This is a genomic window from Paraburkholderia sp. BR10141, from assembly GCF_056155635.1.
On sequence record NZ_JBMIQH010000049.1, the window covers coordinates 19,269 to 45,314 of the forward strand.

At 65.8% G+C, this 26,046-nt stretch carries 25 protein-coding genes and 2 pseudogenes; 9 read left to right on the plus strand and 18 right to left on the minus strand.

The window, feature by feature from the left end:
* Window positions 1-37: 37 nt before the first annotated feature.
* Window positions 38-970 (minus strand): LysR substrate-binding domain-containing protein, encoded by a 933-nt coding sequence (locus tag ACOJB8_RS37420; RefSeq protein ID WP_475017188.1) that lies wholly within the window; start codon window positions 968-970, stop codon window positions 38-40.
* Window positions 971-1,085: 115 nt separating this feature from the next.
* Here ACOJB8_RS37420 and ACOJB8_RS37425 point away from each other — a divergent pair, with 115 nt between their 5' ends.
* Window positions 1,086-2,000, plus strand: coding sequence for an NAD-dependent epimerase/dehydratase family protein (locus ACOJB8_RS37425; protein ID WP_342945556.1), 915 nt, complete (start codon window positions 1,086-1,088; stop codon window positions 1,998-2,000).
* A 106-nt stretch (window positions 2,001-2,106) separates the two neighbouring features.
* Complete coding sequence (locus tag ACOJB8_RS37430; protein ID WP_069262451.1) at window positions 2,107-2,289, plus strand: hypothetical protein; 183 nt, start codon at window positions 2,107-2,109, stop codon at window positions 2,287-2,289.
* A 75-nt stretch (window positions 2,290-2,364) separates the two neighbouring features.
* Here the strand turns inward: ACOJB8_RS37430 and ACOJB8_RS37435 are convergent, their stop codons facing one another.
* Genes ACOJB8_RS37435 through ACOJB8_RS37445 form a run of 3 tightly spaced genes read right to left on the minus strand, consistent with a single transcriptional unit; the run spans window position 2,365 to window position 3,931 of the window.
* Window positions 2,365-3,105 carry a DUF899 domain-containing protein gene (locus tag ACOJB8_RS37435; protein WP_342945555.1) on the minus strand — a complete coding sequence of 247 codons (741 nt, stop codon included), beginning with the start codon at window positions 3,103-3,105 and terminating at the stop codon, window positions 2,365-2,367.
* 35 nt (window positions 3,106-3,140) lie between these two features.
* Window positions 3,141-3,545 carry an SRPBCC family protein gene (locus tag ACOJB8_RS37440; protein WP_083245139.1) on the minus strand — a complete coding sequence of 135 codons (405 nt, stop codon included), beginning with the start codon at window positions 3,543-3,545 and terminating at the stop codon, window positions 3,141-3,143.
* Window positions 3,479-3,931: an ArsR/SmtB family transcription factor gene (locus tag ACOJB8_RS37445; RefSeq protein ID WP_342945554.1), complete on the minus strand. Its 453-nt coding sequence runs from the start codon at window positions 3,929-3,931 to the stop codon at window positions 3,479-3,481. Before ACOJB8_RS37445 ends, ACOJB8_RS37440 begins: the two co-directional genes overlap by 67 nt.
* Before the next feature lie 141 nt (window positions 3,932-4,072).
* Here ACOJB8_RS37445 and ACOJB8_RS37450 point away from each other — a divergent pair, with 141 nt between their 5' ends.
* A complete protein-coding gene (locus tag ACOJB8_RS37450) occupies window positions 4,073-4,468 on the plus strand; it encodes a hypothetical protein (RefSeq protein ID WP_342945553.1) in 396 nt (131 codons plus the stop codon).
* Between the two features lie 120 nt (window positions 4,469-4,588).
* Here the strand turns inward: ACOJB8_RS37450 and ACOJB8_RS37455 are convergent, their stop codons facing one another.
* Window positions 4,589-5,992 carry an NCS2 family permease gene (locus tag ACOJB8_RS37455; RefSeq protein ID WP_342945552.1) on the minus strand — a complete coding sequence of 468 codons (1,404 nt, stop codon included), beginning with the start codon at window positions 5,990-5,992 and terminating at the stop codon, window positions 4,589-4,591.
* A 519-nt stretch (window positions 5,993-6,511) separates the two neighbouring features.
* On the opposite strand from ACOJB8_RS37455, the gene ACOJB8_RS37460 reads away from it, so the two are divergent.
* A complete protein-coding gene (locus tag ACOJB8_RS37460; protein ID WP_342945551.1) occupies window positions 6,512-7,573 on the plus strand; it encodes a PRC-barrel domain-containing protein in 1,062 nt (353 codons plus the stop codon).
* Window positions 7,574-7,584: 11 nt separating this feature from the next.
* Window positions 7,585-8,835, plus strand: a complete 1,251-nt coding sequence (locus ACOJB8_RS37465; protein WP_141710589.1) for an MFS transporter — start codon at window positions 7,585-7,587, stop codon at window positions 8,833-8,835.
* Window positions 8,836-9,049: 214 nt separating this feature from the next.
* Here ACOJB8_RS37465 and ACOJB8_RS37470 read toward each other — a convergent pair whose 3' ends face one another.
* Window positions 9,050-9,523, minus strand: coding sequence for a DUF3331 domain-containing protein (locus ACOJB8_RS37470; RefSeq protein ID WP_083245099.1), 474 nt, complete (start codon window positions 9,521-9,523; stop codon window positions 9,050-9,052).
* Window positions 9,524-10,285: 762 nt separating this feature from the next.
* A complete protein-coding gene (locus tag ACOJB8_RS37475; protein ID WP_342945550.1) occupies window positions 10,286-11,194 on the minus strand; it encodes a LysR family transcriptional regulator ArgP in 909 nt (302 codons plus the stop codon).
* A gap of 144 nt (window positions 11,195-11,338) precedes the next feature.
* Here ACOJB8_RS37475 and ACOJB8_RS37480 point away from each other — a divergent pair, with 144 nt between their 5' ends.
* The 4 genes from ACOJB8_RS37480 to ACOJB8_RS37495 all read left to right on the plus strand — a co-directional run bounded on the left by ACOJB8_RS37480 (window position 11,339) and on the right by ACOJB8_RS37495 (window position 15,211).
* Window positions 11,339-11,956, plus strand: a complete 618-nt coding sequence (locus ACOJB8_RS37480) for a LysE/ArgO family amino acid transporter (RefSeq protein ID WP_342945549.1) — start codon at window positions 11,339-11,341, stop codon at window positions 11,954-11,956.
* Window positions 11,957-12,303: 347 nt separating this feature from the next.
* The gene (locus tag ACOJB8_RS37485) at window positions 12,304-13,296 is read left to right on the plus strand and encodes a ferritin-like domain-containing protein (protein ID WP_342945548.1); all 993 of its coding nucleotides are present in this window, start codon (window positions 12,304-12,306) and stop codon (window positions 13,294-13,296) included.
* Window positions 13,297-13,502: 206 nt separating this feature from the next.
* Window positions 13,503-14,252, plus strand: coding sequence for an electron transfer flavoprotein subunit beta/FixA family protein (locus ACOJB8_RS37490; protein WP_342945547.1), 750 nt, complete (start codon window positions 13,503-13,505; stop codon window positions 14,250-14,252).
* Window positions 14,253-14,275: 23 nt separating this feature from the next.
* Window positions 14,276-15,211, plus strand: a complete 936-nt coding sequence (locus ACOJB8_RS37495; protein ID WP_342945992.1) for an electron transfer flavoprotein subunit alpha/FixB family protein — start codon at window positions 14,276-14,278, stop codon at window positions 15,209-15,211.
* A 105-nt stretch (window positions 15,212-15,316) separates the two neighbouring features.
* On the opposite strand, the gene ACOJB8_RS37500 is transcribed toward ACOJB8_RS37495, so the two are convergent.
* From ACOJB8_RS37500 to ACOJB8_RS37550, 11 genes and pseudogenes are all read right to left on the minus strand, one after another.
* Window positions 15,317-16,120: an HpcH/HpaI aldolase/citrate lyase family protein gene (locus ACOJB8_RS37500; protein WP_342945546.1), complete on the minus strand. Its 804-nt coding sequence runs from the start codon at window positions 16,118-16,120 to the stop codon at window positions 15,317-15,319.
* Entirely contained in the window at window positions 16,117-17,496 is a 1,380-nt protein-coding gene (locus tag ACOJB8_RS37505; protein ID WP_368682058.1) for an MmgE/PrpD family protein, read from the minus strand. Before ACOJB8_RS37505 ends, ACOJB8_RS37500 begins: the two co-directional genes overlap by 4 nt.
* 48 nt (window positions 17,497-17,544) lie before the next feature.
* A pseudogene (locus ACOJB8_RS37510) lies at window positions 17,545-18,720 on the minus strand (CaiB/BaiF CoA transferase family protein); the annotation flags it as partial.
* Window positions 18,721-18,735: 15 nt separating this feature from the next.
* Window positions 18,736-19,899 carry an acyl-CoA dehydrogenase family protein gene (locus tag ACOJB8_RS37515; protein WP_475017183.1) on the minus strand — a complete coding sequence of 388 codons (1,164 nt, stop codon included), beginning with the start codon at window positions 19,897-19,899 and terminating at the stop codon, window positions 18,736-18,738.
* 37 nt (window positions 19,900-19,936) lie between these two features.
* Window positions 19,937-20,782 (minus strand): HTD2 family dehydratase, encoded by an 846-nt coding sequence (locus ACOJB8_RS37520; protein WP_475017185.1) that lies wholly within the window; start codon window positions 20,780-20,782, stop codon window positions 19,937-19,939.
* 158 nt (window positions 20,783-20,940) lie between these two features.
* Entirely contained in the window at window positions 20,941-21,729 is a 789-nt protein-coding gene (locus tag ACOJB8_RS37525) for a citryl-CoA lyase (RefSeq protein WP_368604903.1), read from the minus strand.
* Between the two features lie 33 nt (window positions 21,730-21,762).
* Window positions 21,763-22,632, minus strand: a complete 870-nt coding sequence (locus ACOJB8_RS37530; RefSeq protein WP_342945540.1) for a MaoC/PaaZ C-terminal domain-containing protein — start codon at window positions 22,630-22,632, stop codon at window positions 21,763-21,765.
* Between the two features lie 21 nt (window positions 22,633-22,653).
* The gene (locus tag ACOJB8_RS37535) at window positions 22,654-23,445 is read right to left on the minus strand and encodes an enoyl-CoA hydratase/isomerase family protein (protein ID WP_342945539.1); all 792 of its coding nucleotides are present in this window, start codon (window positions 23,443-23,445) and stop codon (window positions 22,654-22,656) included.
* Complete coding sequence (locus ACOJB8_RS37540; protein WP_342945538.1) at window positions 23,442-24,578, minus strand: lipoate--protein ligase family protein; 1,137 nt, start codon at window positions 24,576-24,578, stop codon at window positions 23,442-23,444. The genes ACOJB8_RS37535 and ACOJB8_RS37540 overlap by 4 nt, the downstream gene beginning before the upstream one ends.
* Window positions 24,575-25,750, minus strand: a complete 1,176-nt coding sequence (locus ACOJB8_RS37545; RefSeq protein WP_368729627.1) for a phenylacetate--CoA ligase family protein — start codon at window positions 25,748-25,750, stop codon at window positions 24,575-24,577. Before ACOJB8_RS37545 ends, ACOJB8_RS37540 begins: the two co-directional genes overlap by 4 nt.
* Window positions 25,751-25,795: 45 nt before the next feature.
* Window positions 25,796-26,046: pseudogene (locus ACOJB8_RS37550) on the minus strand (acetyl-CoA C-acyltransferase); the annotation flags it as partial.

Below are 26,046 nucleotides of genomic sequence, written 5' to 3' on the forward strand. Positions count from 1 at the left end.
AGCCTGGGACTATCCATGAGAGCGCCGCCGGCGCGCGTCACGCGTCGAGTTGCAGCCTGCCCCCGATAAACGCGAGAAAGCATTGCACGCGTGCGGCGAGCGCCGCGCTGCGGTAGTAGACCGCGTGGATCGGCTGGCGCGATTCGACCAGCGCGTCGTCGAGCACGGTGACGAGGCGGCCCGCCTCGCGGTCGGCCGTCGTGAGGAAGTCGGAGAGGCACGCAATGCCGCTGCCGGCGAGCGCGAGCTGGCGGATCGTCTCGCCGCTCGAGGCCAAAAGCGCGGGCGCGATCGTGTAGCCGGGCTCGGTCGCCTGGGTCTTTGCGGCCGTGTGCGTTTCGTCGCCGGCCGCCAGCCGCAGCGGCCAGCCGTTCAGATGCGCGGGCGCCGTAAAGCCGATCAGCCGATGCTCGCGCAACGCGGCCACGCTGCCCGGCGTGCCGTGTGCCGCGAGATAGCCGGGACTCGCGACAATGCGCAAACGGCTCGTGCCGAGCGAGCGCGCGTGCAGCGTGGAGTCCTGCAGCGTGCCGATGCGAATGGCGATATCCACGCGCTGCTCCAGCAAATCGACGATGCGCTCGTTGTTCGTGAGTTCGAGTTCGATCTCGGGATACGCGTCGGCGAATGCCGCGACGTGCGGCACGATGCAGTGAAGCATGAACGGCGTGGCCGCATCCACGCGCAACCGCCCGGAGGGACGCTCGCGGTGGCGCGTGACGGCCTCCTCGGCGTCCGCCAGCGCCGCGAGAATCGTGCGAGCGCGATCGAGGAACAGCTCGCCCTCTTCGGTGAGTTGCAGGCGCCGCGTGGTGCGCAGGATCAGCGCGACACCGAGCTGCTTTTCGAGCCGCGTCAGCGCGCGGCTCACGCCCGAGACGGTCTGCTCGAGCTTTTCGGCCGCGGCGGTAATCGACCCCGCATCGATCACGGTGACGAATACGAGCAGTTCGTCGGTCGACGTCTTCATCGTGGACATTCTTGATCCGCAGTCAATATTCATTTGAGACTAACACGGTTTTTGCAAAACCCGGATGCCCCGATACTGGCTTCCATCGCAATCAAGACAGGATCAGGAGCCACTCATGAAAGTCTTCGTGACAGGCGCAGGCGGATTTATCGGCGGCTCGATCGCGGCGCATCTCGTGCGCGCGGGCCACACGGTGCGGGGCCTCGTGCGCCGGCCCGAGCAGTTCGCCGACCTCGAAAAGCTCGGCATCACGCCCGTACAGGGCGATCTCGACGACCGCGCGACGCTAATGGGGCAAGCACGCGACGCCGACGCCGTGATCAACGCGGCGAGCAGCGACCACCGCGGTGCGGTCGAGGCGCTCATCGACGCGCTCGAAGGCTCCGGCAAGACACTCCTGCATACGAGCGGATCGAGCATCGTGGGCGACGCGTCGGGCGGCGAGGCGACCGCGCACATCTATCGCGAAGACGCCCTGCCCGAGCCGACCGCCGACAAGGCGCCGCGCGTGGCCATCGACAATCTCGTGCTCGCGGCCGCCGCGCGCGGCGTGAAGAGTGCCGTGCTCTGCAATACGCTGATCTATGGCGTGGGCGCGGTGCCGGGCGCCGCGAGCGTGCAGTTGCCGCGGCTCGTCCGCCAGGCGCAGAAGAGCGGCGTGATGCGTCACGTGGGGCGCGGACTGAACATCTGGTCGAACGTGCATGTCGACGACGTCGCCGAACTCTATCGCCTCGCGCTCGAAAACACGCCCGCGGGCACGTTCTACTTCGTGGAAAGCGGCGAAGCGAACTTCCGCGACATGACCACGGCGCTCGCCGACGTGATGGGTCTGGGCGCGCCGCAGGACTGGCCGCTCGAAGCCGCGATCGAAGAATGGGGCTACGAAATGGCGTCCTACGGCCTCGGCTCGAACAGCCGCGTGCGCGGCGAGCGCGCCCGCACGCTGCTCGGCTGGCAACCGCGGCGCACCTCGGTCACGGACTGGATCCGCAACGAGATGCTAAAAGCGCCGATCGCGCAAAAATAAGTGTTGTAGCGCACCTAATTGTTGCGTATCCGTAAGGTCGCTCCGCTAGAATCCGAGCGTCTTGCACTCGCCGCCGGCGCGCTGCCCGCCGGTACCGGATACGCCGATGCTCCTCGCGCTGAACTTCTACTGGCTAACCAACCTGCTGGCCATCCTGTTCATCGTCGCGTGCCTCTACGACACGCGCTACGACGAATATGGCACGCTGACGCTCGCCGCCGGCGCGATGGGACTCGTCGTGATGGCGATCGAAGTACTGCTGCGCCCCGCGTTCGACATGTCGCTCTAACGCGCTCTTTTCCCGATTCATTCGCGACCGGCGCCGCTTTCTTTCGTTGCGCTAACGACTGTCCGCCCAGCGCATCTACTGCTTCTCGTGCGCACAGCACGACGCCGGCGCGGGCGCGTCGTCATAGCGATCGTGGTGGCGCATCCACTCGCGCATGTCCTTCTCTTCGTTGCGTCCCTTTGCGGTCAACTCCAGCATCGCATAGGTGCCGATCAACATCTCTCCACCGCGCGCGTAGGTCGAATACGTGTGATACACGTTGCCCGCTTCGTCGCGATAAAACGCGCTGACGCCGGGCAGTTCGTCGCTCATGTAGTCCTGCTCGATGTAGTTGTAGATCGCCTTGCCGCGCGCCTTGTCGGCTTCGCTGAACGATACGTGATAGTCGAAGTTGAAGTCGCTCGCATGCGACGAAACCCACGGAAATCGCCAGCCCATGCGTTGTTTGAACGCTTCGATCTGCGCGAGCGGCGCGCGCGAAACGGCCACGTAAGTCACGTCGTGATGCTCCAGATGCGGCAGCATGCCGTCCACGTGATCGGACAGGAACGAGCAGCCCGGGCACCCCTCTTCCCACTCCGGCCCGAGCATGAAGTGGTAAATGATCAGCTGGCTGCGCGGCCCGAATAGCTGCGCAAGCGTGCGCGGGCCTTGCGGTGTCTCGAATGTATAGGTCTTCTCGACCTTCACCCACGGCAGTGCCTGGCGCTTGGCCACCAGCGCGTCGCGTGCGTGCGTGAAGGCGCGCTCTTCGGCGAGAAGCGCCTTACGGGCCTCCAGCCATTCGGTCTGCGAAACGATCTTGTGCGATTCCATCTTTCGATTCCTCCGTGCGCTTGAATGAGCGCCGTTCAGTCGAACAGCGCCACCAGTTGATCGATCGAACTCGTCCAGCCCTCGTTGTGCGAGTCGCGCGCCGCCTCGTCGAAGAAGCGTTCGTGCTCGAGCGTGAGGTCGGTGGCGGACCCGTCGGCGCGCAGCGTCACCGTGACGAGCGACTCGCGCTCCGGTGTGCTGCGCCACGCCCACGTGAAGACGAGCTTTTCGTCGGGCACGACTTCGAGATACGTGCCGCTCACATCGTGGTCTTCGCCGTTCGCACCGCGCATGATCACGCGAAAGCGCCCGCCCTCGCGCACGTCGGCTTCGGCGTGAATGCAGGTGGTATCGAACGGGTGCATCCAGCGCATCAGTTGCGACGGCTGCGTCCACGCCGCGTAGACCTTCGCGGCCGTGGCGTTGAGACGTCGCCGGATGGTGAGGCTGGGAGCTTGCGGGGCGTTGCCAGGTCCGGCTGCGGGTTGGGTAGACATGCATCTTCCTCCACGAAAGCGGCGAGTCGATCGAGCGTTTCACTCCAGAAGCGTTGATAGTGCACGAGCCACTGCATCGCGTCCTCCATCGGCCCGGCGGCGAGCCGGCACGCCACGGTGCGGCCGGTCTTCGCGCGCGTGACGAGGCCCGCCTGAGCGAGAACGTCCAGATGCTTCATGACCGCGGGCAGCGACATCGCAAATGGCTGTGCGAGCGCGCTCACCGAGAGCTCGTCGTGCTGCGCGAGGCGCGCGAGCAGCGCGCGCCGCGTGGGATCGGCGAGCGCCGCGAAGGTGCGGTCGAGGGTGGCGTCTTCATACTTAACCATGTGGTTTAGCATAGACGACGAGCGAGCGATGGTCAAGAGATGCGTAAGTCGTCCGCGAGCGGCGGTGCGCACGGCCGCATCGGCGCCACTAGAATGGCGATTTCTGCGCGCCGCGCCCCGCTCTCTCCGCCCCATCACACCATGCCGTCCAAAATCCGCAACTCACTGCTCTGGATCTTCGACGCCTTCGAGCGCGAGGCCGGCTATATCCGCAAGCCGATGTTCGGCTGCGACGCCGCCTATCTCGACGGCCTGCTGTGCCTCGTGGCCGCCGACCGCGACCCGCCCTTCAACGGCGTGCTGGTCTGCACGTCGCGGGAAAACCATGCGTCGCTCATCGAAGCGATGCCGGCGTTGCGAGTGCACCCCGTGCTCGGCAAATGGCTCTATGTGCCGCAAGCCGATGCCGCGTTCGAAGACACGGCCGCGCAGTTGAGCGCGCTCGTGCTCGCGCGCGACCCGCGCATTGGCGTGGAGCCCAAGCCACGCAAGCCGCGCAAAGCGGCCAAGGCTCGCAACAGCGTGCTGCCCGGGTAGCGCGCCGGAACATAGCGCGCAAAAGCCACACGGCCCGCGCCGCCGTGAAGCGACGCGGGCCGTGCAGCCGCCCGGGCGGGCCGCCATGGCCGCCGGGCGAATGACCGGGTCATCCGATGATCAGATGGCCCAGCCGCCCAGGTAGAACGCGGCCAGCACGCCGGCGATCACCACCGTGCCCACGTTCAGCTTGCGGATCTCGCCGCTCACCACGCGGCCGATCACGAGCGTGCAGAAGCCCAGCATGATGCCCGTGACGATGTTCGCCGTAAGCACGATGAACACGGCGCATACGAGGCCCGACATCGCGTCGACCATATCGGCCATGTCGAGGCGGCTCACGCTCGAGAGCATCATGAGGCCGACGTACATCAGCGCGGGCGCCGTCGCATACGAGGGCACGAGGCCCGCGAGCGGCGCGAAGAACATCACCGCGAGGAACAGCACGCCCACCGTGGCGGCGGCGAGGCCCGTCTTCGCGCCCGCGGCCACGCCCACCGTCGATTCGATATAGGCCGCCGCCGGCGCGCCGCCCAGGAAGCCCGAGAAGATCGAGCTGACCGAGTCGGCCGTGAGCGCGCGCCCGCCGTTGACGATGCGCCCGTTCGCGTCGAGCTGGCCCGCCTGCCCTGCCACGGCGCGGATCGTGCCGGTCGCGTCGAACACGGCCGTCATCACGAGCGCCAGCACGCTCGGCAGCACGGCGAGCGAGAGCGCGCCCTTGATGTCCATCGCGCCGATCAGCGAGGCATGGCCCGGCGCCGACAGCGAAGGCCACGCGAACACGCCATGAAAGCTCACGGCCGGATCGATGGCGAGACCGAGCGCGGAGATCGCGACGATCACGATCAGGATCGAGCCCGGCACGCGGCGGCGCACGAGGCCGAAGATCGCGGCGAGGCCGACCACGGAAAGGATCACGGGCAGCGAGGTGATATGGCCGAGCGAGACCGGCAGGCCCGCGCCCGGATTCTTGACCACGAGGCCCACGTCATTGGCGGCGATCAGCAGCAGGAAGAGGCCAATGCCGATGCCCGTCCCATGCGCGATGCCGTGCGGCAGGTTGCGCAGGATCCACGAGCGCACGCCCGTCACCGAAATGCCCGTGAACACGAGGCCCATGAGGAACACCGCGCCGAGCGCGACTTCGGGCTTCAGGCCCTTGCCGAGCACGAGGCCGAAGGCGGTGAACGCCGTCAGCGAAATGGCGCAGCCGATGGCGATCGGCAGGCGCGCCCACAGGCCCATGAGCAGCGAGCCGAACGCCGTGGTCAGGCACACGGCCACGAACACGGCGCTGGTGTCGAAGCCCGCCTTGCCGAGCATGCCCGGCACGACGAACACGGAATAGACCATCGCGAGGAAGGTGGTGACGCCCGCAATCGTCTCCTGACGCAGCGAGCTGCCGCGCTCGGCAATGTCGAAATAACGGCCGATGAAACCCGAGGCCGGGCCCAATGAATCCGGGGACTCGACTTCGGCGGCGGTCGCACCGGCGAGCGGCTGCGCGTGGGGTTCGATCATGGTGAGTGCCTCCTTTATCAGCATGCTGAAACGGTTCACGGCTCACCAGCCCGATCCGTCATCAGGTTCGTCTCGAATTGAATTAGTCGTGTCGACGCGTTGCCGGCGCCTTCTTCCACTTCCAGGCGCTCATCGTTTTGACATCTCTTATGGATGGAGCGAAGGTTAGGCGAACACGATTTGCGCTCCCATCGCACGAATCGCATTGCGTTCATGCCGCGATGCTTATATGCCCGTGTACAGGCACGGCGCGGAGGCCGGCCCCGCGTTTACACCTGGGCGTGAAGCGGGCCGTTGCCGCGCGCACCGGGGCCGGTTTCGTATGACGAAGCGCGATCGTCCCGGCGCGGCGCTTGCGGCGAGTCGACCAGCCGGCCGCCCACGCTGGTCGCCCACGCTGGTCGCCTTGACGCCGTCATTAAGCGGATTGGGCGGGTGCGCGGGTTACACTCACGCATCCCGACCCGGTTTCCCCTGCCGCGCGCGCGTCGCGACGGCTGCTCCAAGGAGTTTCAGTAGATGAGACGCGGCTTCCTGCGTTGCGCACGTCCCGTTTTTCACTTCCCGTACGCCCTTACGCTGCTGATGCTGCTCACGCTCTCGGGCTGCAGCCTGTTCCGGCCGGCCCCGCCGCCCGAGCCGGAAGCGCCCGTAGCCACGGAGCCCGAGCCGGCCGCGAGCGAGCCCGAGGCCGCATCCGCGCCCGAGATGGCGAGCGAGCCGGAAGCGGGGAGCACGGCGAAGCCGGCGCCGAAGAAGCCGCGCCCCGCGCCGGTGCACCGCCGCCGTCCCGCGCCGGCGCCGCCCGCGCCCGCCAGCGCCCCGCCGGCGCCGCCCCCAGCGCCCATCGTGCAGGTGCGCACGCTCGAGCGCGGCACCTTCCGCACGCTGCTCGACAGCGAAGTGCAAAAGACCGACGGCAAGGTCGTGGGCCGCGCCGTCGACATGGTCACGGGCCCCGGCGGCAAGCCCGTCGACGTCGTGGTGAACCTGCAGGGCTTCATGGGCATTGGCGACCGCAAGGCCAACTTCCCGTGGAGTGGTGTGCGCGTGAATACCCAGGCGAAAACGCCCGCCATCACGCTCGCCCTGCCGGCCAGCCAGCTGCAGGTTCCCGACCGGCCCAAGGCCGGTGCGCCGCAGCCCGGCAACCCCGAGGCGAGCGCGACGCGCTTGCCCATGCTCGACGCGGACGTGGAACGCGCCAACGGCGGCAAGGTCGGCCGCGTCGTCGACGTGCTGCTCGACGGCAGCGCCGCCCCGCAGGCCGTCGTGCTCGACGTGAGCGGCACGCTCGAGAAACGTCATACGATCGCGGCCGACTGGTCGGCGCTGCACTTCGTCACGAAGAACAACACGCTCGAAGCGCAGCTCGAAATGAGCGACCAGCAGGTGGATGCCTCGCCGCCCTACGCACCCGACCAGCCGGTGCACGCGGTGACGCCCGCCGCCCCGCCGCCGCCGCCGGCCCCGGCCCCGGCCGCTTCGGCCGCTTCCGCCACTTCGGCTGCTTCGGCTGCGCAAGCCGCGCCCGCTGCATCGCCCGTCGCCTCGGCGGCCAATGCCCACGGTGCCAAATGACGGACGGCACCATGCAACAACCCAATCCAGGCCAGCGCAGCGTGCGCGCGCTCGACTGGCTGAACTTCTTCGTGGCGAACGTACAGACGGGCTTCGGGCCGTTCATTGCGTCGTATCTGGCATCGCACAAGTGGACCCAGGGCGAGATCGGCCTGGCGCTTTCTGTGGGCACGATCAGCGCGATGGTGAGCCAGGTGCCGGGCGGCGCCGCTGTGGACGCCCTGCGCAACAAGAAGGCCGCCGCCGCGTGGGCGATCATCGCGATCATCATCTCTGCCGTCCTGCTCGCCGCGAGCCCGACCGTCGTGGCGGTGATGGCCGCCGAGGTCTTCCACGGCTTCGCCAGCTGCATGCTCGTGCCGGCCATGGCGGCGCTCGCCCTCGCGCTGGTGGGCCGCCAGAACCTGGGCGACCGGCTTGGCCGCAACGCGCGCTGGGCCTCGATCGGCAGCGCGGTGGCCGCCGGCCTGATGGGCCTGTGCGGCGAGTACTGGTCGCCGCGCTCCGTGTTCTGGCTGACGGCTGCGCTCGCGTTGCCCGCGCTCGTCGCGCTCGCGATGATCGAGTACGACCAGAACGCCGCCTACGCCAAACCCGCGGCCAGGCCCGGCAAGGCCGCCGCGGCAGTTGCCGGCGAACCGCGCGAAACGATCCTCGACCTGCTGCGCGACCGGCGCATGCTGACCTTCGCGGCCTGTGTGGTGCTGTTCCACCTCTCGAACGCCGCGATGCTCAACCTCGCCGCCGGCGAAGTGACGGCCGGCATGGGCGACAACGTTCAGCTCGTGATCGCGGCGTGCATCATCGTGCCGCAAGCCATCGTCGCGTTGATGTCACCCTGGGTCGGCCGCACCGCGCAGGCCTGGGGGCGCCGCCCCGTGCTGATTCTGGGCTTTTGCGCGCTGCCGCTGCGGGCGCTGCTGTTCGCCGCCGTGGGCAACCCCTACTTCCTCGTCCCGGTGCAGATGCTCGACGGCCTGTCGGCCGCCGTGTTCGGCGTGATGCTGCCGCTCATCGCCGCCGACGTGGCGGGGGGCAAGGGCCGCTACAACCTGTGTATCGGGCTCTTCGGACTGTCGGCGGGGATCGGGGCGACGCTTTCGACGGCCCTTGCCGGCTTTATCGCCGATCACCTGGGCAATACGGTGAGCTTCCTCGCGCTCGCGAGCGCAGGCGCCGCCGCCGTGCTGCTGGTTTGGCTTGCGATGCCCGAGACGCGCGACGCGCTCGAAGAGGAAAACGCCCGCGACGCCACCGTGTGAGCGGTGCGCCGCCGGGGCGGGCGCCGGTTGCGCCTGCGCCGACGGATGGCGGCGACCCGCCTTTCACCCTGCAAACGAACAACGGCGCCCTTGGGGCGCCGTTTTGTTCTTGTGCAGTTCATGACATGAGCATGACGAGGTGTAACCAGCCACGTGGCATGTGAGCGGCGGGTGGCATACCCGCGCGGGCGACCGGTGCGCCCTGGGACGCCGCTCAGGCGGCCAGCGCCTCGTCCAGACGCGCCGCGACCACGGCGTTGGGCAGGTTGTCGAGCTTGCTCGCGAGGATCATCGCGTCGGCATTGGCCGGGCGGTGACGGCGATTGGGGCTCGGCCGGAACACCGCGTCGCCGCGGCGGATCTTCTCGCCGGTCAGCGCACAAACGGCGCTGCGGCGCGCCGTGCAGACCCGCCACAACTGGTCGGAGTAACGGCCATAGGTGGCGTCGCTCCAGCAAACGGTGATGCTGTCCGGATCATGCCGCCGGATCAAGGTGATGCCCTGCGCATCCCACGAACGGACGGTGGCACGCCGCCGGTTCGCCGCCTCCGATGCGCCGCGTGTGATGGGTACCGGTTTGCAGCTTCTGCCGCCTTCGAATTCGCCGTCCAGGCTTAACGGCTCGGAAGCCGCGGACAGAAGGTCAATGGTTTGTTGCCAAACGCTGCCGGTATCTAATTTCGTCATAATGCACCTCGTGCACGTGGAAACGATTCAAATATGCCGGTCGAATAAGCACTCTGCCACGTCCGGATTATAGCGTGTCCAACTCGCAATCCACAGGAAAAACGCAATTTTCACACGATAATGCGAAACGCAAAAGACGAGACGGCAGAGCTTTCAGTTCCGGCTGTACGCCTCCAATGTTGGTTTCTTTACATCCGTGAACTTTTTTGCCGATTTGATGATACTTAACAATCTCACTGCGGAAAAAATAACCGGTTTCAGGCCTGGATGTCACGCGTCGCGCGACTTTCCACATAACTGAATTGTTACAGCGCCCGCTGCGCCACGCGCGCGCATAAAGCCCAAAATGCCCGCCCATGGCCGGTCTCGCGGTCTTTACCGGCATCGCGACGGCTCCACTCTTACACACGGGACGTGACCGATCAATGAAACGCAATGCATCTATTCGACATCGGTGCATCAGACATATCACATACTAAACGTCAGTCTATTGGTCGCGAAATTCTCGCACGAAGCTTGCATTCTCCACACCCATAGAATATCGAAGCATTCCACTATTCGAAAAGCAATTAATGGATTTTGGATATTGCTTTAGATGCATTGCCGCGACCCAATGCTGACATTGTGCAACTCGCAGGAGAGAAATAGCAACAAAACGGTGATGTTACGAGCCCTGTCGTGCGCACCGAAAGTCAGCACACTAATCCACCATTGAATCCGTGGATAAAGACAAACGAATGAAGCTATCGCGCGGCGCGCGTCTTATGTCCCGCGGCCCTGATCGAGAAATTCGCCGGCGCGCACCTTGAGCATGGCGCCGAAGTCGTCGAGCCAGCCAATGGAAAGCCGCCAGCTTTGCCAGTACAGTTCGACGTCGAGCGCGCGGCCGGGCGTGAGCTCGACGAGTTCGCCAAGCGCGAGATGCGGCGCGATCATGCGCTCCGGACACATGCCCCAGCCCAGACCGTTCAGGCAGCAGCGCAGAAACCCGGCCACATGAGGAATCCAGTGCAGCGGCGCGTCGATCTGCGCGCGCGTGATGCGGCGAATAAAGCGCTTTTGCAGTTGATCCTTGGGATTGAACTCGACGCACGGCGCGTGGCGCAGCGTGTCGCGCGTCACCCCTTGCGCGAAATGCCGCTCGAAGAACGCCGGCGAGCACACCGCGAGGTAGCGCATGCGCCCGAGGCGCGTCGAGCGGCAGCCCTGCACGGGTTCGGCCTGCGTCGTGACGGCGCCCTGCACGCTCCCGTCGCGCATGCGTTGCGCGGTGTGATCCTGGTCGTCGATCACGAGGTCGAGCAGAACGCCGCGCTCGACGCAGAAGCCCGCCACGGCGTCGATGAACCAGGTACCCACGCTGTCGTCGTTCACGGCCACCCGTAGCGTCGGCCGCGCCGCCCCCAGCGCGCTCGTGAAGGTCGGCATCGCCCCGCCCAGCTCCGCCTCGAGCAATTGCACGCGCTCCGTGTGACGGCACAGCAACGCGCCGGAAGCCGTCGCGACACAAGGCTGGCCGCGCTTCACTAGCACAGTGCCCACGCGCTCCTCCAGCAGCTTCACGCGCTGCGAAACCGCCGAGGGCGTAACGTTGAGTGCGCCCGCGGCGCGATCGAACGAACCATGCCGCACGACGGCGGCGAGCGCATCGAGCAAGGCATAGTCGAGCATTAGCGTTCCTTAATCCGGTTAATGAAAATGAGCTTTGCTTATGCGGCTCATGGCGGCAGACTAGCGCCATTCCCTGTCGATGTCCAATGACCGCAGGCGCTGCGCACCGCGCCGCCCGCGGCGCCTACTTTCTTCGCAACCGTCATGAACTGGCTCGCTTTCACTCACGGCGCGGCGCTCTGCGCCTCGCTCATCGTCACGATCGGCGCACAGAATGCGTTCGTGCTGCGTCAGGGCATCCTGCGCTCGCACGTCGGCAAGATCGTCCTGCTCTGCACACTGTCCGATTTCGTGCTGATCGGCGCGGGGGTAGGCGGCGCTTCGGCGCTCGTCGAGCGCTATCCGACCTTCGTGCACATCGTGCTGTACGTGGGGCTCGCCTGGCTCGTGTGGTTCGGCATCGGCGCGCTGCGCCGTGCGGTGCGCCCGTCGCACGCGGTGCTGGACAGCCATGCCGCGGCGGATGCGCCCGAACAGCGCGCCTGGCCGATCATCCTCATGACGCTCGCGTTCACCTGGCTCAATCCGCACGTGTATCTCGACACCTTCCTGCTGATCGGCACGGCTGGCGCGAGAGAACCGCAGGGCAGCCGCCTCGCCTTCGCGATCGGCGCGATGTCCGTGAGCGCGGTGTGGTTCGTCGCGCTCGGCTACGGCGCACGCGTGCTTGCGCCGCTGTTCCGGCGTGCGGGTGCATGGCGCGTGCTCGACGGCGCTATCGGCGGGATGGTGCTGTTGATCGCCTTTGCGCAATTGCGTTGAAGTCCACGAAAGCGCGATGCGCGGCGAGCGCACTTGCCGCGTGTGCCGCGTTTTCCATGACGACCCGCTACCCCACGCGGCAAGCGTGCCGCACCGCCATGCTCAGGCCCGCTCGTTCGCGCCGCGATTGTTCAACGATTCGATATGGGGCGGCCCGTTATTGCGCCGAACGAGACAGACTCGATCGGAAGCGGCAGTCGGCCTTCTTGCGCGACGTCTGAACGATAGCTAACGATTCGACGGCACGTCGCGCTCATCGCGCATCGCGCCGGTTCGAAGTAAGCTCTTGCGACGACTGCAATCTCTTCTGCACTGCGTGCCTTTGCCGCCAGCAAAAGAACAGCGAGATGGACGACCTGATCCTCGACGCCTTCGATGCGTCGCAACTGATTCCCGGCTTCCACGCGCCAGCGTTGCCCGTCGAGCGTCCGGACCGCGAAACGCTCGACGCCGCCGAGCGCAACACGCGCCACTGGACGAGCCATGTCACCGGTGCGCTCACGCCGGGCTCCGACGTGCATCGCGACGAAATGTGCCGCATGTTCCGCGAGACCTTCAATCCTTACCGGCCCTCGGTACTCGATTGGCCGCAGCTCGAAGCCGCGGCGCTCAAGCGCATTACCGATCTGCCCATCTGGGACATCGCCGTGCAAACGGAAGGCCGCGCGCGCCTGCGCATGGCCGCCTATGCCGCCTCGCTCGACGACGCCGTAATGCGCGACGCGCTCGCACTCAACGCGTGGGAGGAGAACCGCCACAAGGAAGTGCTCTCGCGCATGGTGGCGGCGTACGGCATCAAGCTCGCGAGCGAGCCGCCCTACGTGTACCCCAAGGACGCCGAATGGGCCTACCTCGTGACGGGCTATAGCGAATGCGTGGACAGCTTCTTCGCGTTCGGCCTCTTCGAAGTGGCGCGACGCTCGGGCCTCTTTCCGCCCGAACTCATCGACACGTTCGAGCCCGTCATGCAGGAAGAATGCCGCCATATCCTGCTGTTCGCGAACTGGGTGGCCTGGCACCGCGTCCGGCTCAACAGGTGGCAACGCATTCGCTTCGAGTTGAAGGTGGCCGGCGTCTGGGCCTTTCTGGCGTGGGAACGCGTTGGCCTCGCGCGCGCCATGGATGCCGAGGGCAACGAACACCGGCACGACAACAACTTCACGATGAACGGCGCGCAGCAGGTGACGGACGTGGACATCAGCGTACCGGAACTCATGCACCTGTGTCTCGCCGAGAACGAGCGGCGCTTTGCGGGCTACGACAAGCGTCTGCTGCGCCCGGTGACCATGCCGCGGCTCGTGCGCTTCGCACTGCGCTTCGTGCGCGACAAGAAGCACTGACGCTCCCCCCTTCCCCTGCACGCGCGCCGCTTCGTTCGAACGGACGATTGCGACGCGCGCTGCTTTCATGTGACGCTTCGCGCCCATGCAGGTTGCGCGGTGCCGCTTTAGCGTGCTCGAAGCACGCCTTCCGCAAAGCTGAATTCCGCGCAGCTCACGCGTCTGTCACAGTGACGAAAGCATTGCCCCTATCGAGGAGAGAGAGCTTGAAAATTCTGGTGCCCGTCAAGCGGGTGGTCGATTACAACGTGAAGGTCCGAGTGAAGTCGGACGGCACGGGGGCGGAAATCGCCAACGTGAAGTTTTCGATGAACCCGTTCGATGAAATTGCCGTTGAAGAAGCGGTGCGTCTGAAGGAAGCCGGCGTGGCGACCGAGGTCATTGCCGTTTCGTGCGGTGTTTCGCAGGCCCAGGAAACGCTGCGCACGGCCCTCGCTATCGGCGCGGATCGTGCCGTGCTGGTGGAGTCGAACGACGATCTGCAGCCGCTCGCCGTGGCGAAGCTTTTGAAAGCGCTCGTCGACAAGGAACAGCCGTCGCTGATCATCCTCGGTAAGCAAGCCATTGATGACGATTCGAATCAGACCGGGCAGATGCTCGCTGCGCTGGCAAACTTGCCGCAAGCGACGTTCGCCTCGAAGGTGGTCGTGGCCGACGGCAACGCGACCGTGTCGCGCGAAGTGGACGGTGGCGCGGAAACGCTGTCGCTCAAGCTGCCCGCAGTCGTTACGACGGATCTGCGCCTGAACGAGCCGCGCTACGTCACGCTGCCGAACATCATGAAGGCGAAGAAGAAGCCTTTGGAGACGCTCAAGCCTGAAGACCTGGGTGTCGACGTCGCGCCGCGTCTGAAGACGCTGAAGGTTGCCGAGCCGCCGAAGCGTTCGGCAGGCGTGATGGTGCCCGACGTTGCGGCGCTGATCGAGAAGCTGAAAACCGAAGCCAAGGTGCTGTAAGGGGAGCGAAACAAATGACGAATCTGGTGAATCTGGTAATAGCCGAACACGACAATCAGTCGATCAAGGCTGCAACGCTGAACACGGTCGCCGCAGCACAGAAAATTGGCGGCGACGTGCACGTACTGATTGCGGGCCACAACGCACAGGCCGCTGCCGATGCAGCCGCGCAGATCGCAGGCGTCGCAAAGGTGCTGCTTGCCGACGCGCCGCAACTCGAACAAGGTCTCGCGGAAAACGTCGAAGCGACGATCCTCAATATCGCAAGGAACTACTCGCACATCCTTGCCCCGGCAACAGCCGCGGGCAAGAACGTCGCCCCGCGCGTTGCCGCGAAGCTCGACGTCGCCCAGATCAGCGACATCATCGCGGTGCACAGCGCCGACACGTTCGAGCGTCCGGTCTACGCGGGCAATGCCATCGCGACGGTGCAGTCGGTCGATCCGATCAAGGTCATCACGGTCCGTTCGACGACGTTCGATGCAGTCGCTGCCGTTGGCGGCAACGCAGCGATCGAAAAGATCGAAGCCGCAGCCGACAGCGGACTCTCACAGTTCGTGAGCCGCGAAGTGACCAAGCTCGACCGTCCGGAACTCACGAGCGCGAAGATCATCGTCTCGGGCGGCCGCGGTCTCGGCAGCGGCGAGAACTACACGAAGGTTCTCGAACCGCTCGCGGACAAGCTCAACGCCGCACTCGGCGCATCGCGCGCGGCGGTGGATGCTGGCTACGTGCCGAACGACTACCAGGTCGGTCAAACCGGCAAGATCGTCGCGCCGCAACTGTACGTGGCGGTCGGTATCTCGGGTGCGATCCAGCATCTGGCTGGCATGAAGGACTCGAAGGTCATCGTCGCGATCAACAAGGACGAAGAAGCACCGATCTTCAGCGTGGCCGACTACGGCCTCGTGGGCGACCTGTTCACGGCCGTACCGGAACTCGCTCGGGCAATCGGCTAATACCGCCGCCAGGCTGGCAGCAAAAAAACGGAAGGCGCCTTTGTGAAAACAAGGCGCCTTCTTTATCGACTTCATCGCAGCAACTTCTACGACGACGGCAAGCGTTCAAGCACCCAGAATCCGCCGCGCCTTGAGGATCACCGGCATGTCGACCATCTTGCCTTCGAGCGCCACCGCCGCCCCGCCACTCGCCTGCACCGCATCGAGCACGCGCTGCGCCCATGCGCGCTCCGCCTCGCTCCATGCGTACGCGCGATGCACAGGCTCGATCTGCTTCGGATGAATGCAAAGCTTGCCGCCGTAGCCGAATCGCCGTCCACGCCGTGCTTCACGCTCGAGAAGACCGGCATCGTCGAATACGGTCGAAACACCGTCCACGGGCGCCGCAATGCCCGCAAGGCGCGAGGCCAGCACGATCTGCGAACGGAACGCGTCGAGTTCCTCGCCGTCGCCGTCGATACCCATATCCACCTGAAAGTCGAGCGTGCCGAACGCGACGCGCAGCACGCCTTGTGCGCGACACACTGCGTCCAGGCCCGCAATGCCGCGCGCCGTTTCCAAGATCGGCAACAGGTGTAGCGCGCCGTGCGCGCCTGAGCGCACCGCCGCGACCTGCTCCGCGCTTTCCGCCTTCGGCAACATGATGCCCGCCACGCCCGCATGTCCCGCGAGGGCGGCGACATCATCGGCGAACCAGGGCGTGTCGGTGCCGTTCACGCGCACCCACACGGGGCGCACGGGGTCCAGCGACGCAAGCACGGCGTCGCGCGCCGCGCCCTTCTGGTCCAGCGCAACCGCATCTTCCAGATCGAAGATCACGGCATCCGCCCCTGCGCCACGCGCCTTCTCGAAGCGCTCGGGCCGGTTGCCCGGTACGAAGAGATACGAGCGGGAAAGCACGGCGCTCATACACCCATCCTCTCGCCGAACAGCGCGCCCACGCGCTGCGCCTCGGCAATGCCCCATGCCGCGTCGAGCAGACGCTGCGCATCGCTTTCGCTCGCTGCGCCCGAAAATGCCGCGAGCCGCACGAACTTCGCGCCGATCTCCTCGCGCGAGAGCGTATTGCCCGGATCGCCCTTCGGCTCGTCCACGCGGCCCTGCAACGTCCGGCCGTCGCGCGTCGTCACGCTCACCTTGCCGATCCAGCGGGCGGGATATGCGCGATCCACTTCCTCGTCCAGCGCCATCGTCACGCGTTCGCGAAACGCGGCGATATCGTCCGCCGAGGAGTCGCGCTCGAACTCGTTCACGCCTGCATAGCCGCGATAGGCGACCAGTCCGAGCACCGTCCCCATGTTGAATTTCGCCTGGTGAACGGTGCTCGGCACGACCACGCTGCCGAGCACGTCGATGGCGCCTTGATGCACATGCGCTGTCACGCCCGCGATATCGTCGGGATTCAGACCGTGCGCTTCGATCACGGAAAGCAGCGCGTCAGCGGCCGGATGTGTGTGACGGCACGCCGCGTGATACTTGAACGACGTTTCGACCGTGGCCCAACGCTCGCCCAGGCGATCGACCAGCTTCGCGGGATCGGCGTCGCTCGACATACCCGCCGCCATGCCCTGTGCACCTTCGAGAATGCGCTGCGCGCCGCGAAACCCGTCCGCCGCGAGCTGGGCGGCCATCAGGCCATTCGCAGCCGCCATGGCCGTGTGCAACTGCTTCGAGTCGGCCGCGTCGCGCAGGAACTCCCACAAGCCGCTCGCCTGCGTGCCCGCCGATCCGAATGCGTCGAGCAGCTGCTCAGGTGTGAGCTTGAGCAGACGGCCCGCGGCGGCGGCAGCCGCGATCGTGCCCACGGTGCCAGTCGTGTGAAATATCTTGTAGTGCGAACGTCCCATGAATTCGCCGACGCGGATGCCCACCTCGTAACCCGCCACCGAGGCTGCGATGAACTCGTGTCCCGAGGCGCCCAGTGCCTGCGCGAGTGCCAGCGTCACCGGAAACACGACAGTAGCCGGATGCAGCACCGAGCCGTTGTGCACGTCGTCCTGCTCGACGAAATGCGAAGCGGCGCCGTTGGTCATCGCGGCGAAATACGCCGTGGTGCGAGTGCGGTCGATGATGATGTCGCACGGCCCCTGCGCGTCGGTGCCACCGCGCGCGGCACGTGCGAAGCGCGCAATCGTTTCGACCGGACGCGCGCCCTTTCCGCCCAGCGCGGAGCCGAGCCAGTCCACGTAAAGATTGACGGCGCGCTCGACCACGTGAGTCGGAATCGCGTCGAAGCGCAGTTGCGAGGCGAAGGCCGCGAGCGCGCGGCTGGGATGATCTGTCATGGCAGCGTAGTTCAGTGGAGTCGGTTCGCGAAGCGCGAGGCGCGATGAGATGGCTCCGGCTTCGCGCAGCGCGCCGATGCGCGCCGCGTCATAGCCGACCTCACGCAGGATTGATTCGGTATGCTGACCGAGCGCGGGCACGGCATCCATGCGGGCATCGAATGCGCAAGGCGCGCCCGGCGGCAACAGCGCCGGCACGGTCCCCGCCGGGGTCTGCACCTCGCGCCAGCGCTCGCGTGCCTGCAGTTGGGGGTGCGCCCAAACATCGGCCATCGTGTTCATCCGGGCGTTGGCAATGCCGGCGCGGTCGAGCCGTTCAATGACCTGCGCGGCGGTCAGCTTCGAAAACGCATCGACGATCAGTTCGCGCAGTTGCGCACGGCGCGCGGAACGCTGGGAGTTCGCGGCAAAGCGCTCATCGGTGGCGAGTTCCGGCTGCGACAGCACGTGCTCGCAAAAGAGCTTCCATTCGCGATCGTTCTGCAGGCCGAGCATCACCGACTTGCCGTCGCCGGCGGGAAACGGCCCATAGGGATAGATCGTCGCGTGCGAAGCGCCTGCGAGTGGCGGAGGCGTTTGCCCGTCGATCGCGTAGTAGAGCGGATAGCCCATCCACTCCACCATGCTCTCCAGCATCGAAACGTCGATGCGGCAGCCGCGCCCGGTGCGACCGCGCATCAGCAACGCACTGAGGATGTTCGAGTAGGCATACATGCCTGCGGCGATATCGGCGATCGAGCAGCCTGCCTTCGCGGGCTCGCCGGGCGACCCCGTGATGGAGAGGAAGCCCGATTCGCTCTGGATCAGCAGGTCGTAGGCCTTGCGTTCGCGATAAGGGCCGTCGTCGCCGTAACCGGAGATGTCGCACACGATCAGCTTCGGGTAACGCTCGCTGAGCGCTTCGTAGCTCAGCCCAAGTCGCGCGGCGGCGCCCGGGGCGAGATTCTGCACGAGCACGTCGGCGTCGGCGAGCAGCGCGTCGAGTATCGGCGCGGCCTCTTTGTGCTTGACGTCGAGCGAGAGGCTTTCCTTCGAGCGGTTCGTCCACACGAAGTGCGATGCGAGTCCATGCACGCGCTCGTCATAGCCGCGCGCGAAGTCCCCGACGCCAGGCCGCTCGATCTTGATCACGCGCGCGCCGAGATCGGCAAGCTGGCGCGTGCAGAAAGGCGCAGCGATCGCGTGTTCGAGCGTGACGACCTTGATACCGTCGAGTGGTCTCATGGCGCGCGCCTCCGGTCAGAACGAACGCGGCAGGCCGAGCACATGCTCCGCCACGTACGAAAGGATCAGGTTGGTCGAGATCGGCGCGACCTGGTAGAGGCGCGTCTCGCGGAACTTGCGCTCCACATCGTACTCGCAGGCGAAGCCAAAACCGCCGTGGAACTGCAGGCATGCATTCGCGGCTTCCCACGAAGCGTCGGCGGCGAGCAGCTTCGCCATATTGGCCTGCGCGCCGCAGGCCTCGTGCGCGTCGAAACGGCGCGCGGCCTCGAAGCGCATCAGGCTCGCGGCTTCGACGTTGACGAACGCGCGCGCGATGGGAAACTGCACGCCCTGGTTCTGTCCGATCGGCCGTCCGAACACGATGCGCTCCCTGGCGTAGGCGCTCACCTTGTCGATGAACCAGTAGCCATCGCCGATACATTCGGCCGCGATCAGCGTGCGCTCGGCGTTCAGGCCGTCGAGGATGTACTTGAAGCCCATTCCCTCCTCGCCGATCAGGTTTTCCGCCGGAATTTCGAGGTTATCGAAGAAGAGTTCGTTGGTCTCGTGATTGACCATGTTGAGAATCGGCTGCACGGTGAGGCCGTTGCCGATCGCATCGCGCAGGTCCACCACGAAAATCGACATGCCTTCGGACTTCTTCTTCACGTCGGCAAGCGGCGTGGTGCGCGCAAGCAGGATCATGAGGTCCGAATGCTGCACGCGCGAAATCCACACCTTTTGCCCGTTGATCACGTAGCGGTCGCCCTTGCGTACCGCCGTCGTCTTGATCTTCGTGGTATCGGTGCCCGTCGTGGGCTCGGTCACGCCCATCGATTGCAGGCGCAGTTCGCCGCTCGCGACTTTCGGCAGGTACTTGCGCTTTTGCTCGGCCGAGCCGTGGCGCAGCAGCGTGCCCATGTTGTACATCTGGCCGTGACAGACACCCGAGTTGCCGCCCGAGCGGTTGATCTCTTCCATGATGACCGAAGCTTCGGTCAGGCCCAGACCCGATCCGCCGTACTCCTGAGGAATCAGCGCAGCGAGCCAGCCCGCTTTCGTGAGTGCGTCGACGAATTCCTCGGGATAACCGCGCGCCTCGTCGATCTTGCGGAAGTATTCACCGGAGAACTGCTGGCACAGATCGCGCACGGCTTCGCGGATGTCCTGAAACGAATCTTGTTGCGTGGTTTGCATGATCGATATGAATTCGCTATGTAGTTCGTGTTGCCGTTCAGGCCAGCGTGGCGGTGGCCTGCATCGTCAGATAGCCGTCGTGGTCTTTCGCCCAGAGTTCGACCGAGTGCGCGTCGTCCGCGAGCTTGCCGCACAGCGTGAACGCGTTGCCTGCGAACGTGGGCCGTACCGCGCGAAACGCAAACGTTGCGATGGTGGCGTCGGGCCGCTCGCGGTGCACGAGGTCGAGCAGCAGCGTGGCGATGAGCGGGCCGTGCACGACGAGGCCCGGATAGCCCTCTTCCTGCGTGACGTACGGGAAGTCGTAGTGAATGCGATGACCGTTGAAGGTCAGCGCGGAATAGCGGAACAGCATGAGCGCACTGGCGGTGAGCGTTCGCGACCATGTCTCGCCTTCGGGTGCCACTACCGGCTTGGGCGCGCTCGCGCCGGGTTGCGGCGCGTCGCGATAAACGATGTCGTGCTCTTCCTCGATGCACAGCGCCCCGCCGCTCTCGTAGCGATGCTGCACGGTCACGAACACGAGACGGCCGCTACGGCCTGTCTTGTCCTCGATGTTCGCGATGGTAGAGGTGCGCGCGGCCTCGCTGCCCGCGCGCAGCGGCGCGTAAAAGGTAAGGCGTCCGCCCGCCCACATGCGGCGCGGCAGTTCGACCGGCGGCAGAAAGCCACCGCGTTTCGGGTGGCCATCGGGACCCGCTTGCGCGAGCGGCGAGACGGGCAGAAAATAGAGCCAGTGCCACAGCGGCGGCACGGCGCTATCGGGGGCTTCGCGATCGAGCGTGGCCGCGAGGGCGCGCAGCGGAAACGCGGTGATATCGTCGGTGAGCGTTTCGGTCTTGTCGAGCCACGCACTGAGCGTTGGCGTTTGCGATTCCGGCATGGCGTTTCTCCGATTCGAGACTGTTGGCCATACTATGAACGGCTCACATCGTTTCGCGAAGTTGCCTTTGCCGAATCGGCCCTTTCGCTTTCGTTAATCCCCCGACCATTGCGGCCCGATACTTGCACGCGGCTTTCAACCACGGCCGCGCGCAGGCCTCACGCTTCGCCGCGCAGATGGGCGGAGGCTTCGTCTTCCACGCGCTGCCACAACTCGAACGACATGGGGCGCTCGCCTTCTTCGAGCAGATGACCCACGAGGCCAATGGCGCGCGCCATCACGCCGAAGCCGCGCACGATACGCCACGGGAAGCCGAATTCGCAGCAAATCGCGCCGATCGCACCCGTCGCATTGATCGGCAGTGCTTTGCCCGACGCACGCTCGGCCTCCGCGCCAATGAGTTGCATGAGCGTCACATAGCGCCCCGACATGCCGTTTTGCGCGGCCAGTTCGAAAAGGCGCGGCGTGCGGGGATCGATGGGCTTGTGCAGCGGATGGCCGAGCCCCGGAATCGGCATACCACGCGCGCGCCATGCGGCGACGGTATCGACCGCGAGTTTCTCCAGGTCGTCGCACTGGCCGTCATAGGGCAGCGCTTCGGACAGCATGCGGCACGCGCCTTCCATGCTGCCGACGAACACCGAGCCAAGCCCGCATAGCCCCGCGGCGACAGCCGCCTGCAGCGACTCGGGCGCGCCCGCATAGGTCATGCGCGCGGCGATGGCGCTTGGCGTCATGCCGTGCTCGACGAGCGTGATGACGATGGCGTTGAACATCGCGGACTGCTGCGGCGTGGCCGCCTTGCCCGTGAGTTGCAGAAACGCGAAGTCGCCGAGATTCATGTGGCCGAGCACTTCGTCGGGCAGGCTCTTGCCTCGCACGACGATACGATCGGGCGTGCTGTATGCGATATCGGAGCGCACGAGCGGTTTCGGTTGACGGGCCATAGTCCTGATTTCCTTCGTTATACAGAATAGCGCTCAGCGCAATTGCGCGCGCCCATGGTTGAGCACGAGCACGTCGCGTTCCAGCACGCGCGCGCGAAAACTCACTTCGTCGCCATCTCGCCACATCTCGGTGCGGATCGTCTCGCCCGGATACACAGGTGCCGTAAAGCGTGCGTGAAACGCCGCGAGGCGTTGTGGGTCGCTTGCGCACAGCGTCTTGAGCACGGCATGCGCGGCCACGCCCCACGTGGCGAGCCCGTGCAGGATAGGCCGTTCGAAACCCGCCGCGCGTGCGACCTGCGGGTCGGCATGCAACGCGTTGTCGTCACCGCACAGGCGATAAATCAGCGCCGTTTCCGGGCGCGTCGGCAGATCGCAATGATGATCGGGCGCGCGCTCGGGCATCGGCGGCGGCGGCGCGGGCGCTTCGTCGCTCAAACCGTTGTCCGCGCTGAAGCCGCCGTCCCCACGGCAGAACGTGAGCTGCGTGACGGTGGCATACAGGTCGCCGCTTGCCTTGTCGGTAATGCTACGCTGGATTTCGAGCAGCGCGCCCTTGCCTGCGCCTTTGTCGACCACCCGCGTGATGCGCGAACGGCCGATCACCGTTGCGGCCGGCGGCAGCGGCTTGTGCATCACGAGGCTCTGCTCGCCGTGCAACAGCCGCACCCAGTCGATGCCCGAGCGCGGGTCGCGCGCCCAGAAGCCGGGAAAGCCGAGCACGACGGCAAGCGTCGGCGGCACGCGCAACTCTTTTTCGTAGACGAATGCCAGGTCGTCCGGATCGACGGGATTGGCGCCGTATCCCACAGCGAGGCTGTAGAGCATGGCGTCGCGCGCGGTATAGGTTTGCTCGACGTCCTTGAACGGCCAGTTGCGCAGGGTGTGATAGTCGATCGTCATGGCGGTGCGTGGGATGAAAGATCAGGCCTCGGCGGCGGGCCACTTGAAGAGCGGGTCGGCCTTCTCGCGAAAGCGCTTCACGGCTTCGCGATGGAATTCGGTCGTGAACGCAATGCCCTGCGCCGCCGACTCGATTTCGAGCATCGCGCGCAGGTCGCTGCCAAGCGACTGATTCAACGCGCGCTTGGCCAGACCGAACGCAATGGGCGACGCCGTCGCGAGACTGGCCGCGACCTGCGTAGCGCGTGCATGGAGCTGTTCGGGCTCGACGACTTCGAGCACCACGCCGATCTCCTTCGCTTCAGCGGCGCGTACCTCGCGCGCCGTAAAGACGAGATCCTTCGCGCGCGCGAGTCCCACCACGCGCGGCAGCGTATAGAACGCGCCGCAATCGGGTACGAGACCGACTTTCATGAAAGGCATGCAAAAGCGCGCCCGCGTGCTGGCAATCACGAAATCGGCGGCGAGTGCGAAGCTGAAGCCCGCGCCGTAGCACACGCCATCCACGGCCGCGATCACCGGGCGGTCAAGGTCGATCAGCATGCTCACCCAGCCATGCAGGTCGTCGATCCGGTCGCGTCCCGTTTCGGCGCTCGTCACGTTCATGCCGCGCACGTCGCCGCCCGAGCAGAAGTCATTGCCCGCGCCGCGCAAAATGACCGCACGCACGCCGCGGTCGGCACGTATGCGCTGCACGGCTTCGAGCAATTCCACCCGCATCTCGCCGTTGAGCGCGTTCTTCGCCTCCGGACGATTGAACGTGAGCGTCGCGACGCCCGCGTCCTGTTCAACCAGCACCGTTTTTTCGCTCATGCGCTCACCCCTACGCTTGCGAGTTCAGCGAGCGCCTTGTCGAGCGCCGTGATGAGATGCACCGGCTCGACGCCTGCGAACTCCACGTCGGGACGCGTGAGAAATGCCTCGATATGCGCCGCGCAGGCTTCTCGCGTGGCGGCAAGGCCGGTGAAGCCGTCTTCGAGCCAGGCGACCGAAGCCAGCGGACGCGGGTGCCAGTCGCCGTTGACGATCGCCTTGACCACCGTGCCGTCACGCACGAGCAGACTCAGCCAGATCAGCCCTGCCGGCGCCTTTTCGCGTCCGCGCACGATACGGTCTCCCATCGCGCTGATTGGACTGTAACGCGCGGCCTCGCTCTTCTCATGGAACCAGCTCTCTTCGTGCAGCTCGCGCTCGTATTGCCGGGCAAAAACGAGTTCTTCACTGCCGAGCGCGCCAGATACGAGCGCCACTTCCCCGAACGTGCGGCGAACGCAGGCCGTGACCCACGCGGTCAACTCATCGGCGCTCACCTCGCGGCCGAGTTCCTGCTCCAGAAACGTGTAGCGCGACCCGAGATCCTTGTGCTTCTTGTCCTTCACCTTCTCTGGCGCCATGGGCATGGCGCGCGCCGCGATTGCCGTGTCGATCGCCTTCACGTTCAGCAAAATGCGGAACGTCAGCACGCCGCCTTCGATCTTCAGCGATGTGGCCACGAGCTTGCGTCCGTCGATCTCGACGTCGTTCAGCGGCCGATAAGCGGCTTGCAGGCCGAACACATCGCGTAGCGCTTCGGCGACGTGGCCCAGTATCGTCGGAAACGCTTGCGCCGCCGTTTGGGGCACGCCGGGCAGACCGATGGGCAGATAGAACGCGAGAAATGCCGAGCCGCGCCCCGCGTAAATCGCGCCGCCGCCGCTCACGCGCCGCCGCGCGAGCACGTTGTTGTCGCGGCAGAACGGCAGATCGAGCACCTGGTTCGGATCTTCGTTCACGCCTACGGTGATGCTGTCTTCGTTGAAGACGTTCAGATAGACCGTGGGCGGTACGAGATTCTCGGCCACGGCGCACTCGACGGCCGGCGACACCGAAATGGAAAAGTCCGCGTAGCTGTGGCCGCCTACGACGAGTCGCCACGGGGTTGGGGCGTGCGTTGCGCTTGCATTCATGTCGTCTCTCTCCGTTGATCTTCTACGAGTGCCGCGCCTTCGAGCTTCGCGACCGTCTCGATGGCGTCCGCGTGTATGAGCGTCTGGCGCTTGAAGCGCTCGGCTATGGCCTCGATCGCACCGCCCTGCACCGTCCCTTCCACCTGCAGCGTCAGATGGTCGCCACCATGAGTCTTAGTGCCGACCACGAGCCGATAGGCGCCCGTCGCGCCCTCCAGGCCCAGCAGCACCGTCTTCAATTCGGATGGGTAGACCTTCACGCCCTTGATCTTCACCATCGAATCTGCGCGGCCGAACACCACGCGCGGCAGCGCCACCGTGCGCCCATGCAAGGGCGCAGTGCGCTCGAGCAAGGTTAGGTCGCCAGTGCGATAGCGCACGAGCGGTTGCAGTTCCTTGTTCAGATGCGTGAGCACGAGTTCGCCACGTTCGCCCTCGGCAACCGGATTGCCGGTGTCCGGGTCGATGACTTCGGCGTACAGCAGTTCGTCGAACACATGCACCCCCGTACCACCGGGGAATGTCCGCGCCACCGGCAGGCATTCGGAAAGCGAGTAACTGTCGATCAACAACGTGCCCGGCATCGCTTCGCGCACGCGTGCGTACAGCGCGGCATTGCCCGTGAACGCTTCGCCACCCGCGAAGAACACGCGCGGCACGGGGCAACCCGCTTCGATGAGCTTGAGCGCATGCGACGGGTTGCCGGCCAGCACCGTCACGCCGCACTGCTGCGCGACACGTGCCGCGCGCTCGGTCTCGCCCGGGCCATGCGGAATGCACGCCACGCCGCGCGCTTCCATCTGGGTCTGATAGAAAAGCCCCGCAACGAAGAGGTGATAGCCGAACGTCACCATGCACACGTCGCCGGGGCCGATGCCGCACGCGTCGAGATGCTGCCCACACGCGGCTTCGATGGCACGCAGATCGGCCGCGCTCTGCAGGATCGGGACGAGCGAAGCGCCCATCGGCGTGAGGTGCACGCGCACCGGCGGAATGGCCGGCGCAAACGCGCCGTAGCCGGGGCAATTCATCTCGGCCACCAGTTCGGCGCGCGTCATGAGCGGCACGCGCTCGGCGAACTCCGCCGCGCTCGCGACGCTGCCCGGAAGACGTCCCGCATAGAACGGATGCGTTTGCAGCCGGGCGAGCTGCGCGTTGAGTGCATCGAGCATCGTCTCCTCCTTGTTATGTTCCGTAGGGATGCGAAGCGTTCGTACTCAAGCCGCCCGCTCGAAAATCGCCGCGATGCCCTGGCCGCCGCCTACGCACATGGTTTCGAGGCCATAGCGGCCCTTGCGGCGCTGCAGTTCGTAAAGCAAGGTCGTGAGCATACGTACGCCGGTCGCGCCGATCGGATGACCGAGCGAAATGCCCGAGCCGTTCACGTTCAGCCGCGCTTCGTCGTGCCAGCCCCAGCCCTTGAGCACCGCGAGCACCTGGCACGCGAAGGCCTCGTTCAGTTCGACGA